Raw genomic sequence first — 17,473 nt, 5'->3', positions numbered from 1 at the left:
ACCACCGCGATACCACCAACTAGGCGACGTCCTCAATAAAACGCCTCAGCAACCCCGCAGAAGTACTCCGTCGAAAAGATCGGTCCCGAACAACCCGCCGACGCACAGCTCCCATGTCCGCCCTGTGAGGTAAGGTAGAGCGCATGAGTGATGACAGCGGAAATACCGGGGGCAATGACCTTTTCGATCGCATCAGCCCGATCGACATCCAAGAAGAAATGCAATCGAGCTACATCGATTACGCCATGAGCGTCATCGTTGGACGTGCTCTCCCCGAGGTTCGCGACGGCATGAAACCCGTCCACCGCCGCATCATCTACGCGATGTACGACAACGGCTATCGCCCGGAGCGCAGCTACGTCAAGTCCGCCCGACCAGTCGCGGACACGATGGGCCACTTCCACCCCCACGGCGATAGCGCCATTTATGACACGTTGGTCCGCATGGCTCAGCCGTGGTCCATGCGCTATCCGCTGGTCGATGGCCAGGGTAACTTCGGCTCCCGCGGCAATGACGGCCCTGCCGCCATGCGTTATACGGAGTGTCGCCTCACGCCGTTGGCCATGGAGATGGTTCGCGATATCCGCGAAAATACCGTCGACTTTGAGCCCAACTATGACGGCAAAACACTAGAGCCGACGATTCTCCCGTCGCGTGTTCCCAACCTGCTGATGAACGGTTCCGGCGGTATTGCCGTCGGTATGGCGACGAATATTCCGCCGCACAACCTCACCGAGCTGGCCCAGGCGATTTTCTGGTGCCTCGACCATTACGACGCGGACGAGGCCACCACGCTCGAGGCCGTCATGGAGCGGGTGAAGGGCCCCGATTTCCCCACGGCCGGGCTCATCGTCGGCGATAAAGGTATTAAGGACGCCTACACCACCGGCCGCGGCTCCATCAAAATGCGGGGCGTGACGTCCATTGAGGAGGAGCGCGGGCGCACCATCATAGTTATCACCGAGCTTCCGTACCAGGTCAACCCCGATAACCTTGTCTCCAGCATTGCTGAACAAGTGCGCGACGGCAAGATCGCAGGCATCTCCAAGATCGACGACGAATCCTCCGACCGTGTTGGCATGCGCATCGTCGTCACACTGAAACGCGACGCCGTGCCGCGTGTTGTGCTCAATAACCTCTACAAGCACTCTCAACTGCAGACCAGCTTCGGCGCGAACATGCTGTCCATTGTCGACGGCGTCCCCCGCACCCTACGCCTGGACCAGCTGCTGCGTCTATACGTTGATCACCAAATCGACGTCATCGTCCGACGGACCCAGCACCGCCTGGATGAGGCCGAAAAGCGCGCCCACATCCTGCGCGGATTGGTCAAAGCGCTGGATATGCTCGACGAGGTCATCGCGCTGATTCGCGCATCCCAGACCCCGGAGATCGCACGAACCGGACTGATGGACCTCCTGGATATCGACGAGCTCCAGGCCGACGCCATTCTGCGGATGCGGCTGCGCCAACTCGCTGCGCTGGAGCGGCAGAAGATTATCGACGAGTTGAAGGAACTCGAACTCACCATCGCCGACCTCAAGGACATCCTGGCCCGGCCGGAGCGCCAGCGGCAGATTGTGTGCGAGGAGCTCGAGGAGATCGTCAACAACTACGGCGATGACCGCCGAACGCAGATCATCGCGGCCACCGGGGATGTCACCGAAGAGGACCTCATCGCGCGGGAGAACGTCGTCGCCACCATTACGTCCACCGGTTACGCCAAGCGGACCAAGGTGGACCTCTACCGCAACCAGAAGCGCGGTGGGAAGGGTGTCCGCGGGGCTGAGCTCAAGCAGGACGACGTCGTCCGGCACTTCTTCGTGACCTCGACGCACGACTGGATCCTGTTCTTCACCAACTTCGGGCGCGTATATCGCCTCAAGGCCTACGAGTTGCCCGAAGCGTCCCGGACCGCGCGCGGGCAGCACGTCGCCAACCTCCTAGAGTTCCAGCCTGGCGAACACATCGCCCAGGTGATCCAGCTGCAGACCTACGAAGACGCGCCCTACCTGGTCCTGGCCACTAAGCAAGGCCGCGTGAAGAAGTCGAAGCTGACCGACTATGACTCCGCCCGGTCTGGTGGGCTGATCGCCATCAACCTCAACGAGGGCGACTCGCTGATCGGCGCACAGCTCTGCTCCGCCGACGATGACCTCCTGCTGGTTTCCGAAGAGGGCCAGGCCATGCGCTTTACTGCCGACGACGACACGCTGCGCCCGATGGGCCGCGCCACCGCCGGCGTCAAGGGCATGCGCTTCCGCGGCGAGGACGCGCTGCTAGCGCTGACCGTCGTCCGCGAGGATTCCTACCTCATGGTCGCCACCTCCGGTGGCTACGCCAAGCGCACAAAGATGGAGGAATACCCGGCGAAGGGACGCGGTGGGCTCGGCGTCGCCACGTTCAAGTACAACAAGAAGCGCGGCAAGTTGATCGGCGCCCTTGTCGTCGACCAAGATGACGAAATCTTCTGCATTACTACCGACGGTTCCGTCGTCCGGTCCAACGTGAAGGACATCCGGCCTAGCTCGCGGCAGACGATGGGCGTGCGGCTGGTCCACCTGGACAAGGGCTCTGAGCTGCTCGCCATCGACCGCAACGTGGAAGACGAAGGCGAAGAGCACGCGGCGAAAACTGCGGAGAAGGGGAACGCCCCCACCGATCCCGCCGAACCGGCTCCAAACGACCCGTCCACGACTGACTCCAAGGACGGCTCCAACGGTGACGGCTCCTCCGACGCTAAGGATGGGAAGTAATGACGGGGCCGGGACCACACGGGCTGACGCCCGAGGGAAACCAGGCTAACCAGGATCTGGGCACGCGCCGCTGGACGGGCAACTTAGCCGACGAGCCGACCGCCAGTCCGGCGCCCAGCTCTCCCAGCACGCCCGGCGCGCCTCAAGGCGAGCGCGTTGTGGAGGTGACCCATATTGATCTCCACCGAGCTGCCCGGATCTCGGGGGCGGTCAGCGCGATAATCGCCCTCGTCTGGATACTCGCTGCCCTTCTCATGTTCTGCCTCTTGGCGGGGATGGGGGCATGGGGAAACATGAACGACGCCCTTAACGACGTCGCAGACACCTCAGTTCCGACGGGCATGGTGATTATTGCGATCATCGCGCTCGCTGTCTTCGAAGCCATCATCGGCACACTATTGGGCGTTGTTGCCGCAGCCATTTACAACGGGTTAGCTCGGATGAGCGCCGTTGGTGGAGTGAGAATGGTGATACGGGACTAACGATCCGCGGTCCGTACGACCTGGGCCCGTGTGCGCATCACTCGGACCCCACATCAATCCCAGCGGGCCGACTTTTATTCGACCTATTCACACTGTGACCTGCAGATTTGGTAAACCCCGTTTTCCTGGGTAAAGTTCTGCACGGTTCATGGGCCTATAGCTCAGGCGGTTAGAGCACTTCGCTGATAACGAAGGGGTCGGAGGTTCAAGTCCTCCTAGGCCCACCACGAAAACCACTCCGGTGGGGTTCGGGTGGTGAAAACCACAGGGGGCGTTAGCTCAATTGGTAGAGCACTTGCTTTGCAAGCAAGAGGTCACGAGTTCGATTCTCGTACGCTCCACAGGAAATCCCTGGTTACACTTTAGTGGCCAGGGATTTTGTCGTATCTCCCACCATCATCCCGCAGGTACTCCTGCATGACCCATCCCATGGGAGTCTCTCCTAGACCATGCGGTATGCTCTGTACCCGTGAGCGCACAAGTAAACTTCAACCGAATTATTAACTGAGCGTCTGGCTACCCTAAACCAGACGCTGCCCCGGCCTGCGGAAAAACCGCACCGGGGACTTCTGCTATTCAGACCCGCTAACAGAGGGCCGCAGCCTACATCCAGGTTTCACAGGCCCGGTTGGCGTCGGAAAGGAAAATCGAAAACCCTCGCCTGCGGCCACCGGAAACCCCGAGGAGCAGGCACGAACATCACGGAGCAACCCATGCCCCAGAAGACATCAGTATCCAGCGGGGACGAACCCACCTCTGCTGCTAACTCCCCTGCGGGACCCGCGCCCAGACACGGCGGTGTGGCCCCGGCAAACAAACCAGCAAAAAGAGCGACCTTCGGTGGCCGGACCATGTTTATCTCCGCTGCCATCGGTTCCGCCATCGGGCTCGGCAACATCTGGCGATTCCCCTACATTTCCTACGATAATGGCGGAGGAGCCTTCCTCTTCCCGTACGTCATCGCCCTGCTGACCGCAGGGGTGCCGGTCCTGATTCTCGATTACGTCCTCGGCCACCGCTTCCGCGGCTCCGCACCGCTGGTGTGGCGCCGCATCTCCCGGAAAACCGAGGCCATCGGCTGGGTGCAGACCGGCATTACCTACATCATCGCCGTCTACTATTGCGTGATCCTCGCCTGGGCGGCCATGTACACCTGGTTTTCGTTGAAACTGGCATGGGGAACAGACCCGGAGAAGTTCTTTACCGGTGAGTTCCTGCACGCTGATACCACAAGCTTGACCAGCGCGAATGTGGTGTGGCCGATCGCGATCGTGCTAGCCCTGGTATGGGCAGCGATCACGGCGGTCATGGTGCTGGGTGTTCGTAAAGGCACCGGGCTGCTCTCTTCGATCTTCGTCCCGCTGCTCATCATCATGTTCATCATTTTGGTTATTCGTGCCTTGTTTTTGCCGGGTGCGGCTGAGGGGCTCGAGGCCTTCTTCACCCCGCAGTGGAGCGCTCTGCTCGATCCCCAAGTCTGGATTGCCGCCTATGGTCAGATCTTCTATTCCCTGGCTATCGCCTTCGGCATCATGATGACCCAGGCTTCCTACCTGCAGAAACGAGCAAACCTTTCGGGTCTCGGCGCTGTGGTCGGCCTATCCAATAGCGCCTTTGAGGTTCTCGCCAGCATCGGCGTGTTCGCAACCTTGGGTTTTATGGCTGTCACCCAGCATGTGGCCGTCGCAGATGTTGCCACCAACGGCATCGGCCTGGCATTTATCGCCTTCCCGACGATCATCAACAACATGACCGGTGGCCCGATCTTCGGCGTCCTCTTCTTCGGTTCGCTGTTGATCGCGGGCTTTACGTCGCTAGTCACCATCGTGGAAGTTGTGTTGTCCTCAGTGCAGGAAAAATTCGCACTTTCCCGACGTCGCGCTGCCGTTTATGTCTGTGTGGCCTGCTCAGTCCCGTCGCTCGTATTTTTCCCAGTGTCGACGGGCCTTGCCACGCTGGATATCGTCGATAAGTTCGTGAACGTCATCGGCATTGTGGTCATCGCCGTGGTGGCGATCATTGTCATCGGCTGGGTGCTTCGCCGCTTGCCGGAGCTGCGGCAACACGTCAACCAGATCAGCAGCCTGCAGCTTGGGCGATGGTGGGATTTCTGCCTTTTGGTGCTTACCCCGCTGGTATTGGGGACGACGTTTGTGCTGGAGATCATCACATTGGTGCGAGATGGATACGAAGGCTATCCGACGGCCAAGGTGGCTATCTTTGGCTGGGGCTTGGCCGTGCTCTTCTATGGTGGCGCTCTCCTGATGTCGCTGGTGCCGTGGCCACGCAGAACGATTCTCGACGGCCCACCGGTCAGCGATTATGGAGTGCCGCTGACTGGGAAGGGAGCGCCCTTCGGCCAGCATCTGGATAACCCCTATGAATCTATTCGCGACCGTGAGCGTCGGCTTGAGGCTGCCGGTCTGAAGGAGGTCTAAGACATGGATGCTGTCACTATCATCGTTATGATCCTCTATTTAGCTCTGGTGTGGGGATTGTTAATCATTGCTGCAATTCACTTAACCAAGCACCCGGATGAAAACAGCGGAAAGTTGGGGACGACGGATCTCGACGACTTGCCGCAGTACACCAAGGCGTAGACGATAACCGCGGAATTGTGTGGCCACTCCGGAACCATCGCTCTAAAAACGCGTCAGTACTCCATGTCCAACAACACTCACCGAGTAGACAGGGGGTAAACGGCATGGATACAGAAGCGTGGCTTCGACTAGTGCAACTGATCATTGCCGGTGGCGGCCTGATTGCTGTTATCTTGACGCTGCAACAAAAGACAAACAGTGACAACCGCAGTGAATGGTGGAGACGATTCACCTGGGCGGTAGAGACCGTAGACAACGATAAGGCCACCGAACAGTGCCGGAGAGCGGCGGAAATTCAATTAGACTGCTTATCAGAAAGCCCGCTAGCCAGGTCATCGGAACAGAGTCTGATTGCACAGTTCTACGAGATGGATGATAATGAATCCAATATTATTGGGGAAAAGGATGGTGGGAATGATGACAACAACGTGGACTGACGAAACACCGCGAGCCCGCAATATACGCAACCTCAAAAAAGCAATCAGAGGTTGTGAAAAGATGGGAATAATCCCATCACGGACGGCCTATAAACGCGCCAACCTGCCCGTGCCCGAGAAAGCCACGGACGAATACCAGCAGCCACCACTGTGGAGAAAAATGATTAACTTCTGGCGACCCGTCTGGTAACCACACGCCCCACCAATCCCCGCCACCACGGCGGGGATTCCTTTTCTTACCGACATGTATGCACGCCCGGAGGTAAATGGTCGTTGCTGAAATTGCACTGCCTGGCAGTCTCACGCGGGTCCTCAGGCAGTTGATGCATGCAGCTAAAGACAGTGATGCCATCAACGATGATTAAAAGGCGACGCTAAGTGGCCAAGTCTAAAGGACCCAGCTGAAACTCTCAGAAAACACCTTCTACTACTCACACACGTCATCCTACTACCTACCTCTATAAGGGTAACTTTTCTTTTTCTATAGACATCTGGAATTGAACATGGTGAACTATGTTCAGTGTTCTTAACACTATCGATATTCGTTTCCCTATGTAGGAAGAGTCCAGGTTCCACCCGGCATATTTACGACCTTCGTAGAGAGCGGCTACATGGCTAATGCACTCACACAGGTGTGGCGACAAGGAAAAATCATTTTCCCCAACCCAAGGACAGGAGTTTAATTCGTGAGTTCAGCGACAAAACGAATTCTGAGCGTAGGCGTGGCCGGAATTCTCATGATTATTGTGGCTTTTGTAGTAGGCGCAATCATCGGCACAGATAACGCTACGACTGCATCTTCTACCTTGTTAGACATGCTCTTTGTCGGGGGTGTGGGCGCCATTTTCGGCGCTATCTTTGCCGGCATCTTTCGAAAAACATCAGCACAAGTTAAATCAGTGCTAGGTATTGTGGGGTTAGCCGCAACGCTTTTTTGTCAGTCGGTGATGGACCAGCAACAAGACTCGCCAGAGATCTTTTCTCCAGCGCTTCTGGTGTATCCAGCTCTGGGTCTAGTGATCATGTGCGTTATACATCCGTTAATCAAATCTCGGAATGATCGCTAGTTCGCTTTGGGGCACAGATTCTCATCCTGGTTTAAGGGCCTGCAAGCTGGGCAGATGTTCCTTGTCCTTACTGCGATGGCTCTACCCTCAACTGAGGATAGAGCCATCGCCTATCGGATTTTGTTTTGCACCCCGCTATAAGAGGTTGGGTGAGGCGGACTACTTAGCGGCGTTTTCTAACTCTGGCCGTAGCTCTTTGAGCAACCATTCACGACTTAATGAACTCGGGACGTTAAGTCCCTGCACAAGAGCGCTATCCCCGACTTTCGTCGCCTTTTTCTTAACCTGGGTCAAGTCGATGTACCCGGGAATCTGTCGCATCTCCTCATCTGAACCAGACTGGGCGTAAATTGCCATGAAGTCTGCATTTAAAGCGCTGATGTTTTCACTTGCCACCATTGCACGCCCTGAGCTGTTTGACGGTAGCTTTTGGACTGATTCAGGAACAGACATTCCCAAGTCATAGACGAAAGCGTTGCCCGGTTCCTTCGGATCTGTCACGACGCCGAACTGATGACTATCCCCAACGAACTGAGCCACAATCCCAGTCTTTCCTTTCAAACCCGGGATAGCTTTTTTCATTTCCTCAAAGCGCTTGTGATCGGCATCAATAATCTCTTTGGCTTTTTCTTCCTTACCGTAGAGCTTACCCAGCTGCTTTAATTGTGAAGCCCAACCTATTTCTTCACCCTGGGTACCGGTGGCACCTAAAGTAGGCGCAATGTCCTTCAAAACCCCGTAACTTTGTTCGGTAATTCGCCAGTAATCACCGACAATGAAATCTGGGTGTACAGCTGCGATCTTCTCGACGGGCAACTCACCATCATTTGTTGCATCGATGACTTCAACCCCGTCAAGCTTATCTTTTTGCCATGGCCGTTCTTTGTCAGTAGGGGTGTGAATAACGGCAGTTGGTTTAATTCCTAGAGCGAGCAAGTTATCCACAGCCGTGCCTGTCGCAACTACACGTTCAGGTTTCACCGGGTAGTTCGCTTCGCCCCACGAGTTCTTCAGTGTGATCTCGCCAGTCTGCGTGGCTTCGGAGGACGAAGTCTGACTTTTGCGGTTCGAAGCGTCACTACTATCACTAGAGCAACCAACAAACAGAAGCGAGGCAGACGTAAGCACTGCAAGCCCGAAAGTGTACTTACGCTTATAATGACCAAATGATGTGAAACGTTGAATTTTCATCGTTCTCCTTGGAAAATTTTGCTCGCCCACAAGTATTCTGTTGCCCATTGCGTGCTGACCAGTGCTACCTGAGTTTACCTACGTTAAGGCTAGCCTTAACGTGACAAAAGGTAAATATCTACAAGGTAGAAAAATCCGTTAAACACTGGTTTCTTCGATCGAACGATGAAAGCCCCCCAAAAAATCCTCTCCGTGACGGCTCACATACAACGTGAGTCTAGAGCACTTTCACTAAAAATAATTGAAAATAGACAATGTACTGCCCTTCGGTCACGCCCGGCGAGTCTGCTAAAAATCCCAGTCAGATTCCTCTGTCGCTTCGGTTTTCCCAATCACATAGGAGGCCCCGGAACCGCTGAAGAAATCATGAGTTTCTGATGCCTCAGGCGTGAGTGCAGCCAAAATATCTGGTTCCGTCCGCTCCGCTTCATCCTCGTACAGGGCTGGATAACCAAGATTCATGAGAGCTTTGTTCGCGTTGTAATAGACAAAAGCCATAACACCCGCAAATTTCGGACGCGAGGTGAATGAGGATTCTGAACTCCGGTGAGAGTCATCGGGCACATTGATGCCACCATACAACTCACCAGAGTAAGCTTTTTCCAAACTTAAAAGCTCATCCACAAGGGAATACGTAAACTCTTGGAGCTCATTTTTCCTCTCCAGATGGGCATCGAGCCCCCGCTGAAATTTATACCCGGAATAATAACCGTGAACAGCTTTGTCGCGAAGGATAAGACGAATCATGTCAGCAGTGTTCATGAGTTTAGCTCGACAGCTCAACCACAATGGCAAATAAAACCCTGCGTATAAGAGCAGTGAACTCAACAGCGTGGCCGCTACTTTCCGCTTTAAAGGATCCCGACCATAGTAGTGTTTCATCACCGTCGTGGCACGTTGTTGGAGGACAGTGTTTTGAGTTGCCCACCGGTAGGCTTCCGTGATCTCGGGAGTACTGCACAACGTACTAAAAACACTGCTATAACTCCTGGCATGTACGGACTGCATGAACGCGATGTTGGTATATACCGCCTGTTCATGCTCGGTTCTGCCATCCGGTATCTGACTCACCTCACCCACCGTCGCCTGAACCGTGTCAAGCAACGTTAACCCGGTAAAGATTTTCACGGTAAGTTGGCGTAGATCGTCAGGTAGCGAATTCCAACTGGAAATATCATTAGACAAAGGCACCTTTTCAGGAAGCCAAAAGTTTCCCGTCAACCGCTGCCACACTTCCAAGTCCTTCGGATCTTGTAGGCGATTCCAATTCACCGGCCGCAATGGCTTTTTGGCACATTTGGGCCATTCAGCCGGGGTTATCGAATCATCGATATAAGACAAACCATTTTCCTCTCTAAAGGGTTTCTTTTTCTTTAATGCGCTTCCAGAACTCCGTCAATCCATTCCGAACTTTTTCAACGTCACGACTCGTCCCTAATAACTCGAATCGATAGAGCTCCGGAACATGGCATTTCGACGCGATCACAGGGCCTGCGCAACAAAACGCGGCTCCGAAGTTTGTGTTCCCGCTGGTTATTACTCCGCGTAACAGGCGTCGGTTCTGTTCGTCGTTGAGAAAGCGAATAACCTGACGCGGAACCGCTCGGGCGATATCCCCTCCCCCATACGTTGGAGTGATAAGCACATACGGTTCCGACACATGGAGCTCGGGAGCTTTCAATTTCATCGGGATTCGGGCCGCGGGGATGTGTAGTTTGTCCACGAAACGCGCAGTGTTACCCGAGGCAGACGAAAAGTAGACAAGGTGGGTTCCAGGCGTACTAGATGAACTCGGCATAGTTCTCCCACGTGGAGGCGGATAGATCTCAGGGGTCTCGTAAAATCCCCATTACTCAATGAGTTGAACTTTATCATTCATTATGATGAAATAACAGCCTCTACGACGAACTCACGCGCGGAGACTCGCTCGCGGGGCTAGCGCATAAGGAGCAACTTCAGCGACTTCGGCGCTACAGCGTGGAAGTTTCGTCGGCAAGCGCCGACTGAGGGCGCGAATGTCTTCTGATGAAAGGACGCATGATGGCAACACTGACAAATCCAATGAAGGAAATGATCAGTCAGCAACTTCCGTTTTTGGCGACGGTGACTGACGCTGAGACCCTTCGGCCTAATCTCGGACCGAAGCGGTCGTTACGCGTGTGGGACGACCATACCTTGGTGTACAACGAGAACACCGGCCGTCAGCATTACGAAAATCTACGCGAGGGCTCACTGGCTGCCGTTGCGGTGGTGGACTGGGCTGAACTCGATGGATACAGGTTTATTGGTCCTGCGGAAATCCACCGCACCGGGCCGGTGTGGGACGCCTGCCTTGCTTATGCGGAGGTTCACGGTTACGCCCCACCCAAGGCGGGTGTTTTAATCCATGTTCAGCAGATCTATACGTTAATGATCGGTGCGCATGCCGGGGAACTTCTTGATAGCGATGACCCCGACTATCGCGTTTAATGACCGGGTCAATGAACCCGACGGCTGGGCGTGCCCCCACTCCCCTCATGAATTTCCCAACCGCCGAATCTGAGGTTGACGAGTCTTACGGTGACGACTCTGAGACTACGGAATCATCCAGCTCAACACTGTTGCCTGCAACCCGTTGATGATACATAGCGCGATCAGAAGCCCCACGCTCCAAAGGATCACCTTCCGGAGAATCTCGGACTCACGGCCAACCAAGCCAACTGCTGTCGCCACAATGGTTAAGTTCTGGGGGCTCACCAGCTTACCGACAACACCACCGGACGTATTCGATGCAACCATGAGGGCAGGGTCAACATTCGCTTTTTCAGCCGCTGCCTGCTGTAGCGTCGAGAACAAAGCGTTCGCACTGGTGTCAGAACCAGTCACGGCAGTACCCAACCAACCGAGAATCGGGGCAAAGAACGCAAATGCTGCCCCCACTCCAGCAATCCATGTACCCATTGTGATCGTCTGACCCGACTGGTTCATGACATAGGCCAGGGCGACCACGGAGGCAACGGTCAAAATGGAGAATTTCATCTTCACCAAGTTCTCCCAATAGGCCTGCCCTAATACCTTCAACGACACCCGGTACACAGCGGCAACAATGAACCCCGAGATGATCAGTAGAGTTCCTGGCGACGATAGCCAGGTGAATTCAAAGATGGTTGCTCCCGACACCTTGCCGTCTGCGGTCAGAATGTGGCCGTCCGAACCCGGCCAGTGAATCGTGACGTCTGTGCTCTTCAGGAAGTGTTTCACCGGATCGCACAACTCGGCCAAGGAGAAGACTACGAGAACGAGGAGATACGGGAAGAGCGCCATGAACGTCCGGCCCGCGGTGAGCTCACGCTCTTCCGTTTCCTGTGCAACCGTCTCTGCACCTGCGACGTCTTGAGTACCAGCTTCCTGGTCCTCCTTTTGCCGTTCTACAAACAATCGCTCGCGGGCTTCTTCCGTTCCCTTCGGCTTCCAGACGCGCAACATGATCACGGTGGCAGCGACACCCATCAGAGCCGCCGCAATATCGGTCAGTTCCACCGAGATGTAGTTGGAGAACACGAATTTGGTCAGCGAAAACACGAGGCCAATGACGAAAGCGATCGGCCAGCACTCTTTCAAACCACGCTTCCCGTCAACCAGAATGCACAGGAAGAGTGGGATAAAGACTGACAAAATAGGAGTCTGACGGCCAACGATGGCACCGATGTGCTGGTAATCAATTCCCGACAACGCACCAGCGGTAATGATCGGCGTTGCCACAGCACCGAAGGCAACCGGAGCAGTATTGGCCACCATGACCGACACCGCAGCACGCATGCGGGAGAATCCGATGGTCAAGAGCATGACACCGGTGATGGCCAGGGGCGCACCGAATCCGGCCAACGCTTCCAACATGCCACCGAAGCAGAATGCGATAAGAATTGCTTGCACGCGGGGATCGTCGGAAAGTCGATCGATGAGGGCTCGTAGATCCTGGAAGCGGCCCGAACGAACGGTGATCTCGTAGAACCAGATCGCGGCGATGACGATCCACATGATTGGGAAGATGCCGAACACCGCACCCTGGGTGGCGGCTAGGCCCGCGAGGTGGGCGGGCATTCCATACGCTGCGATGGCGATGACGAAAGAGACGGCCAGGGCGGTGAGGCCCGCCCAATGGGCCTTCCACCGCAGTACTCCAAGTGTGACAAAGATTGTGGCCAAGGGGAGGAAAGCTACCAACGCGGAGACAAATAAATTGTCTGCCAGCGGAGCCAAATCAGGCTGATAGGTGGAACTCATGACACCGGTTATTCTCACTTTTCAGGGGCATCACTGGGGGATGCCGAGGGACAAACTACGCATCACCCAGACTGCTTCTCACACACCAGCAGAAAATAGTGATGTAAAGCACTTACGTGGTTAAACCACCGTATTAGTCACATCATCTACGATCACCCTAAACGGGTCAAAAATCGTGATAATGAGACAACTAAAAACCACGGTAAACCGCAGGAATACGTCAGACAGGTCCCAATTTTTACCCCCAAATGGGACCCTAAAGACGCAAACGGTTCACCGTGGCGTCGATCATATTCACTGGGAGCCAGGCGCCCGGCGCGACCAATTGCACCCGTGGCGGCACTGGAGGCTAGCCCTCACCCCGGTGAAGGAATGGTGGGAGAACTAGCCCTCCCGCTGCGAGTTACACAGTTGCATCGTCGCGAGACGAGTCCACACGGTTAAACCGAGTGAGCTGGGTGACGTGCTGAGGGCCTAGCTCCTCAATGCTCGTGACCTGCAACAACTTCATGGTCCGTTCAATCTGCGACCGCAAGATTTCGATGGTCCGGTCCACGCCGGCACGGCCACCTGCCATCAAGCCGTACAGGTAAGCGCGGCCGATCAGGGTGAAGTCTGCACCCAAGGCCAGCGCGGCAACGATATCAGCACCGTTCATGATGCCGGTGTCGACCATGATCTCCACGTCCTTGCCGACTTCGCGCGCCACCTCGGGGAGCAGCAAGAATGGCACCGGAGCGCGGTCGAGCTGGCGTCCACCGTGGTTGGACAACACAATGGCGTCGACACCGAGGTCGGCGAGCTTCTTGGAGTCCTCAAGGTTCTGGACGCCCTTGACGGCGAGCTTGCCGGGCCACATCTCACGAATCGTCTTCAAGTCATCGAAGCTGATCGTGGGGTCCATGGCGTTGTTGAGCAGTTCGCCCACGGTGCCGCCGGTCGAGCTCAAGGAAGCGAACTCCAGCGGAGGCGTCGTTAAGAAGTCGATCCACCACCAGGGGCGAGGGATCGCGTCGACGACGGTCTTCACCGTCAACTGAGGAGGAATGGAAAAACCGTGGCGGACATCGCGCATACGGTTGCCGGCCACCGGTGTGTCGACGGTGAAGAACAAGGTATCGAAGCCGGCTTGTGCTGCGCGTTCAACCAGCCCGTAGGAGATTTCGCGCTTGCGCATCACGTACAGCTGGAACCAGTTGCGCCCCGTGGGGTTGGTGGCCTTCACGTCTTCAATCGAGGTGGTGCCCAGCGTCGACAAGCAGAAAGGAATACCCGCTGCACCGGCTGCACCTGCGCCCGCAACCTCACCTTCAGTCTGCATGAGGCGGGTGAACCCCGTCGGAGCGATACCGAATGGCAGGGAGGAGGGACCGCCGAGAATCGAGGTGCTCATATCGATCTCCGACGCATCCTTGAGGATGGACGGGTGGAATTCCACGTCCTCAAATGCCTTGCGGGCACGGGCGATAGAAATCTCCCCTTCTGCAGCACCATCCGTGTAATCGAACGCCGATGCTGGAGTGCGACGCTTCGCAATCTTCCGCAAGTCATAAATTGTCAGAGCGTTTTCCAGGCGACGCTTCTTCAAATTCAGCTCGGGCTTTTTAAAGTGCAGATATTCCCTAATTTCTTTCGGATTCGGGAATTGACGCTGAACCACGGGGACTCCTATTCACAGGACGTAAATATAGACATGCGCAAGGCTCACTAACCTGACACCGATGTCGTCGCAATAAAAGCCCACGGCAAACGGGTGAGGCACACGAGATTGCGCTAACTACATTGAGCCTAAACAATTGGTGAATGCATTAACAGTAGGTGTAACCATGCGGGGGTAGGCTAACTGCATTAATAGTGGGCTACGCACCAAGCGTGGCCATAATTACTTAACAAGCCTGCTTATTTGAGGGCGTGGGTGGCTTCGATGGTGTTCGTTTCGCACGGACGCCATGCCCACCAGCCGATCGCCGTCGCGCACAGCACTACACTGAGAACGACCGCCACGACGGCGCTCCACCCAGCAGCCGAATAAAACGAAATCGGCGCTACCCCACCGATCGCACCGCCGACGTAGTAGCCAGTCAGATACAAGCCGACGCCGGTCGACCGCGCACCCGCGGCCAATTTCCCCACCATGAGCGTTCCAGCCGCCTGACCAGCAAACACGCCGACGCAGGACAGCGCGAGGCCAATAATCACGGTAGGAATCGTCGGAAAGAGAGTGAGGACGAGACCGCCGACGCTCACACTTTGCGACGCGAGAAACGCCCGGCGCGGACCCCACTTGTCCATCAGCGCTCCGAAACGTGGCGTCGTTACCGTCGGGATGAGGAACACGACAAAAATCAGGCCAATGGCGCTGGTAGAAAGGCTGAACGGCGGGTGCGCCAACGCCAGGGAGGCAAAGGTAAACGACGCAACCTGTTGGAACAGCAAGGCGAAGCCCACCAAGACAGTCATGACAATGCGTGGTTTGCGTAAGAACCGGCCAGCATTAAGAAAGAACCCACCGACGCCGCGGTCCGCCGTTCGGATGAAGTGCCGCTCCGGCGGGAGACCCCAGTACGTTACAGCCAGTGTCACGGCCAAGATAACCGCATTACCCAGGAACGATAAACGCCAACCGCCAGCCCAATCGGAGAGCACGGCAGCGACCATCCGACCCGAAAAACCACCCAATGCGGTGCCAGCGACATATAAAGCATTTAGAGTGGAGGCCGTCGGGGGTTCAAATTCCTCCCCGATATACGCCACGACGACGGCGAAGACGAACGGGCAACACATTCCCTGGGCGCAGCGGAACGCTAAGAGGGCCGGATAGGACCACGACGTCAACGCCGCCACGGTCAGGGCCGCCATCGCGGCCACAGCGGCCAGGATTACCCGCCGACGGCCAATCCGATCGGACAACATTCCCGCAAAGGGAGCTGTTATGGCGACGCCCGCCGTCGTCGTACTAATCGTCCATGCTGCATCGGTGGTCGGGATATGCGCCCACGAGGCGATCTCCCCCAGAATCGGCTGCGTCGAATAGAGGTTGAGAAGTGCGGTCATTCCTAAAAGAACAACCGCACTTTTGGTAACGAGCGACACGTAGGTGTGTGGTGCATTGCTACCCGACGCAGAATCGGCACCGCCATCCGGAGTAGTGACCATTTGACCTCCGAACGGCTACCGACGACCTACATGCACCGCCCTCCAGCCTAATAGACCCGCGGTTATGCGTATCGCTTTACAACTCGATACCAGCCCCCGGCGCACGCAGCGAGCACCCACACGGCAAAGAGGACACCTGCCATTTGCCAGCCTTCTATCGGCAACGGAAACTGCGTCTCCTCACCGATGAAGACGGACCCATTACTAAAGGGCAAGAACGCGAACGCTTTGCCACCGTTGGGCAAAACCACGCTAAAAGGCTCCACAACGAATTGCCACAATAACAGCATTCCCACCGACGCGGATGCCGTGCGGAATAGCGCACCGACGCCCACGCCTAGGCCACATACGAGGAAGCTATATGCCGGTAGGCTCCACATAAGATGCACAACGTCGGAACTACCGAAGCTCCAGTTCTCTGTCACAGAGGGAAAAGCCACTTTGTCGGCAGCTATAGATATCGCTACTGTCACACCACTAAGCACGGCAGCTATAACACCCGTGACCAGCCATTTCGAACCCAATAAAAGTCCTGGGCGCTGACAAGCTCGGTAGCTCAGGGGCATCGTGCCAACCCGATATTCCCCCGTCACGGAGCCAACGGCCCATAGGGAAAACAAGGTACACGTCATCATGCGAATCCAATGGGCCACCTGGATAGGTTCCCACTGGCGAACACCGCCACCTAGAACCTCGCGCGCGATAACGGCCTCTGCACACATCACCAATGACGCGGCAATCCCCAACACGACAGCCAACGGAAGAATAACCCACGTGGAACGCAAAGAAGCCAGCTTCGACCACTCTGCTTCACACTGTCTCTTGGCCATCAGAAACATGAGCTTGCCACCTTACCGTACTTCACAGCGCTTCGAGTGAGCGCTACATAAGCCTTCTCCAGATCTCCATATTCGCTGTTCAGCTCCCCTACCCCGCCATCAGCCAATACTTGCCCTCTGCCGATGACGAGCACCCGATCCGCTACCTTTTCCACCTCACTCAACAAGTGACTGGACACCACTACGCAACGTCCCATAGAGGCTAAATGGGAAAAGAGCTCACGCATCCACATAATGCCGTCGACGTCGAGCCCGTTAATCGGCTCATCAAGGAGAAGATTCTGAGCATCGGGCATCAAAGCGGCTGCCACTGCGAGGCGCTGACGCATACCCAGCGAAAACGAATCTGCCCGTTTACCTGCTACATCCTGCAACCCAACGAGAGATAGGAGTGCGTCGGCACGGGCTAGGGGCATCCCACAACAGCGGGCCACCCAGCGGAGGTGCGCGCGGGCAGTACGGGCGGGGTGTACCGCGTCTCGGTCAAGAACAGAAGATACTGACCGAAGTGGATTACGCGATGCTCGAAGTGAGGCACCATCAACCAAAATTCTGCCCGAATCCACCGGAATTAAACCCGCCATCGCAGATAATAATGTCGATTTACCGGCACCATTGGGACCTAACAAGCACGTCACCTCGCCATCGCGAAGGCGCACGCTCATTCCTCGTACAACGGATT

At 56.1% G+C, this 17,473-nt stretch carries 15 protein-coding genes and 2 tRNA genes; 9 read left to right on the top strand and 8 right to left on the bottom strand.

From position 1 onward, the window contains the following. Positions 1-143 precede the first annotated feature (143 nt). From gyrA to KCQ76_RS06145, 8 genes are all read left to right on the top strand, one after another. Positions 144-2,756, top strand: a complete 2,613-nt coding sequence (gyrA, locus tag KCQ76_RS06180) for a DNA gyrase subunit A (RefSeq protein WP_046205270.1) — start codon at positions 144-146, stop codon at positions 2,754-2,756. Continuing rightward, positions 2,756-3,238: a DUF3566 domain-containing protein gene (locus KCQ76_RS06175; protein WP_046203657.1), complete on the top strand. Its 483-nt coding sequence runs from the start codon at positions 2,756-2,758 to the stop codon at positions 3,236-3,238. Before gyrA ends, KCQ76_RS06175 begins: the two co-directional genes overlap by 1 nt. A 150-nt stretch (positions 3,239-3,388) precedes the next feature. Continuing rightward, a tRNA-Ile gene (locus tag KCQ76_RS06170) sits at positions 3,389-3,465 on the top strand. A gap of 41 nt (positions 3,466-3,506) precedes the next feature. After that, a tRNA-Ala gene (locus tag KCQ76_RS06165) sits at positions 3,507-3,579 on the top strand. Between the two features lie 372 nt (positions 3,580-3,951). Next, positions 3,952-5,676 (top strand): sodium-dependent transporter, encoded by a 1,725-nt coding sequence (locus KCQ76_RS06160; RefSeq protein ID WP_052722386.1) that lies wholly within the window; start codon positions 3,952-3,954, stop codon positions 5,674-5,676. Positions 5,677-5,679: 3 nt separating this feature from the next. After that, positions 5,680-5,838: a methionine/alanine import family NSS transporter small subunit gene (locus KCQ76_RS06155; protein ID WP_082089939.1), complete on the top strand. Its 159-nt coding sequence runs from the start codon at positions 5,680-5,682 to the stop codon at positions 5,836-5,838. Between the two features lie 104 nt (positions 5,839-5,942). Beyond that, positions 5,943-6,275 (top strand): hypothetical protein, encoded by a 333-nt coding sequence (locus KCQ76_RS06150; RefSeq protein ID WP_046203660.1) that lies wholly within the window; start codon positions 5,943-5,945, stop codon positions 6,273-6,275. A 686-nt stretch (positions 6,276-6,961) separates the two neighbouring features. Beyond that, positions 6,962-7,342, top strand: a complete 381-nt coding sequence (locus KCQ76_RS06145; RefSeq protein WP_046203661.1) for a hypothetical protein — start codon at positions 6,962-6,964, stop codon at positions 7,340-7,342. A gap of 159 nt (positions 7,343-7,501) precedes the next feature. On the opposite strand, the gene KCQ76_RS06140 is transcribed toward KCQ76_RS06145, so the two are convergent. The 3 genes from KCQ76_RS06140 to nrdI all read right to left on the bottom strand — a co-directional run bounded on the left by KCQ76_RS06140 (position 7,502) and on the right by nrdI (position 10,331). Next, entirely contained in the window at positions 7,502-8,533 is a 1,032-nt protein-coding gene (locus KCQ76_RS06140; RefSeq protein WP_082716649.1) for an ABC transporter substrate-binding protein, read from the bottom strand. Positions 8,534-8,821: 288 nt separating this feature from the next. Further along, positions 8,822-9,874 (bottom strand): class 1b ribonucleoside-diphosphate reductase subunit beta, encoded by a 1,053-nt coding sequence (gene nrdF, locus KCQ76_RS06135; RefSeq protein WP_082089941.1) that lies wholly within the window; start codon positions 9,872-9,874, stop codon positions 8,822-8,824. A gap of 13 nt (positions 9,875-9,887) precedes the next feature. Next, positions 9,888-10,331 carry a class Ib ribonucleoside-diphosphate reductase assembly flavoprotein NrdI gene (gene nrdI, locus KCQ76_RS06130; protein WP_046203662.1) on the bottom strand — a complete coding sequence of 148 codons (444 nt, stop codon included), beginning with the start codon at positions 10,329-10,331 and terminating at the stop codon, positions 9,888-9,890. 242 nt (positions 10,332-10,573) lie between these two features. Between nrdI and KCQ76_RS06125 the strand changes: the two genes are divergently transcribed. After that, positions 10,574-11,002 (top strand): pyridoxamine 5'-phosphate oxidase family protein, encoded by a 429-nt coding sequence (locus KCQ76_RS06125; protein ID WP_046203701.1) that lies wholly within the window; start codon positions 10,574-10,576, stop codon positions 11,000-11,002. Between the two features lie 105 nt (positions 11,003-11,107). On the opposite strand, the gene KCQ76_RS06120 is transcribed toward KCQ76_RS06125, so the two are convergent. From KCQ76_RS06120 to KCQ76_RS06100, 5 genes are all read right to left on the bottom strand, one after another. Then, the gene (locus tag KCQ76_RS06120) at positions 11,108-12,796 is read right to left on the bottom strand and encodes an L-lactate permease (RefSeq protein WP_046203663.1); all 1,689 of its coding nucleotides are present in this window, start codon (positions 12,794-12,796) and stop codon (positions 11,108-11,110) included. A 403-nt stretch (positions 12,797-13,199) separates the two neighbouring features. Continuing rightward, positions 13,200-14,456 carry an alpha-hydroxy acid oxidase gene (locus KCQ76_RS06115; protein ID WP_046203664.1) on the bottom strand — a complete coding sequence of 419 codons (1,257 nt, stop codon included), beginning with the start codon at positions 14,454-14,456 and terminating at the stop codon, positions 13,200-13,202. Positions 14,457-14,695: 239 nt separating this feature from the next. Further along, complete coding sequence (locus KCQ76_RS06110) at positions 14,696-15,952, bottom strand: MFS transporter (protein WP_046203665.1); 1,257 nt, start codon at positions 15,950-15,952, stop codon at positions 14,696-14,698. Between the two features lie 62 nt (positions 15,953-16,014). Then, complete coding sequence (locus tag KCQ76_RS06105) at positions 16,015-16,791, bottom strand: ABC transporter permease (RefSeq protein ID WP_046203666.1); 777 nt, start codon at positions 16,789-16,791, stop codon at positions 16,015-16,017. Next, positions 16,782-17,450, bottom strand: a complete 669-nt coding sequence (locus tag KCQ76_RS06100) for an ABC transporter ATP-binding protein (RefSeq protein WP_160296141.1) — start codon at positions 17,448-17,450, stop codon at positions 16,782-16,784. The genes KCQ76_RS06105 and KCQ76_RS06100 overlap by 10 nt, the downstream gene beginning before the upstream one ends. Between the last annotated feature and the right edge of the window lie 23 nt (positions 17,451-17,473).

Source organism: Corynebacterium parakroppenstedtii (genome assembly GCF_019754935.1).
GTDB lineage: Bacteria > Actinomycetota > Actinomycetes > Mycobacteriales > Mycobacteriaceae > Corynebacterium > Corynebacterium parakroppenstedtii.
This window is presented reverse-complemented; position numbering and strand designations above follow the sequence as displayed.

What these genes read in the sequence shown, in the direction of transcription:
- KCQ76_RS06175 (WP_046203657.1), top strand. Translation starts at nt 2,756, where the DNA reads ATGACGGGGCCGGGACCACACGGGCTGACGCCCGAGGGAAACCAGGCT.
- KCQ76_RS06110 (WP_046203665.1), bottom strand. Translation starts at nt 15,952, where the DNA reads ATGGTCACTACTCCGGATGGCGGTGCCGATTCTGCGTCGGGTAGCAAT.
- nrdI (WP_046203662.1), bottom strand. Translation starts at nt 10,331, where the DNA reads ATGCCGAGTTCATCTAGTACGCCTGGAACCCACCTTGTCTACTTTTCG.
- KCQ76_RS06125 (WP_046203701.1), top strand. Translation starts at nt 10,574, where the DNA reads ATGGCAACACTGACAAATCCAATGAAGGAAATGATCAGTCAGCAACTT.
- KCQ76_RS06120 (WP_046203663.1), bottom strand. Translation starts at nt 12,796, where the DNA reads ATGAGTTCCACCTATCAGCCTGATTTGGCTCCGCTGGCAGACAATTTA.
- KCQ76_RS06150 (WP_046203660.1), top strand. Translation starts at nt 5,943, where the DNA reads ATGGATACAGAAGCGTGGCTTCGACTAGTGCAACTGATCATTGCCGGT.
- gyrA (WP_046205270.1), top strand. Translation starts at nt 144, where the DNA reads ATGAGTGATGACAGCGGAAATACCGGGGGCAATGACCTTTTCGATCGC.
- KCQ76_RS06140 (WP_082716649.1), bottom strand. Translation starts at nt 8,533, where the DNA reads ATGAAAATTCAACGTTTCACATCATTTGGTCATTATAAGCGTAAGTAC.
- KCQ76_RS06105 (WP_046203666.1), bottom strand. Translation starts at nt 16,791, where the DNA reads ATGTTTCTGATGGCCAAGAGACAGTGTGAAGCAGAGTGGTCGAAGCTG.
- KCQ76_RS06160 (WP_052722386.1), top strand. Translation starts at nt 3,952, where the DNA reads ATGCCCCAGAAGACATCAGTATCCAGCGGGGACGAACCCACCTCTGCT.
- KCQ76_RS06155 (WP_082089939.1), top strand. Translation starts at nt 5,680, where the DNA reads ATGGATGCTGTCACTATCATCGTTATGATCCTCTATTTAGCTCTGGTG.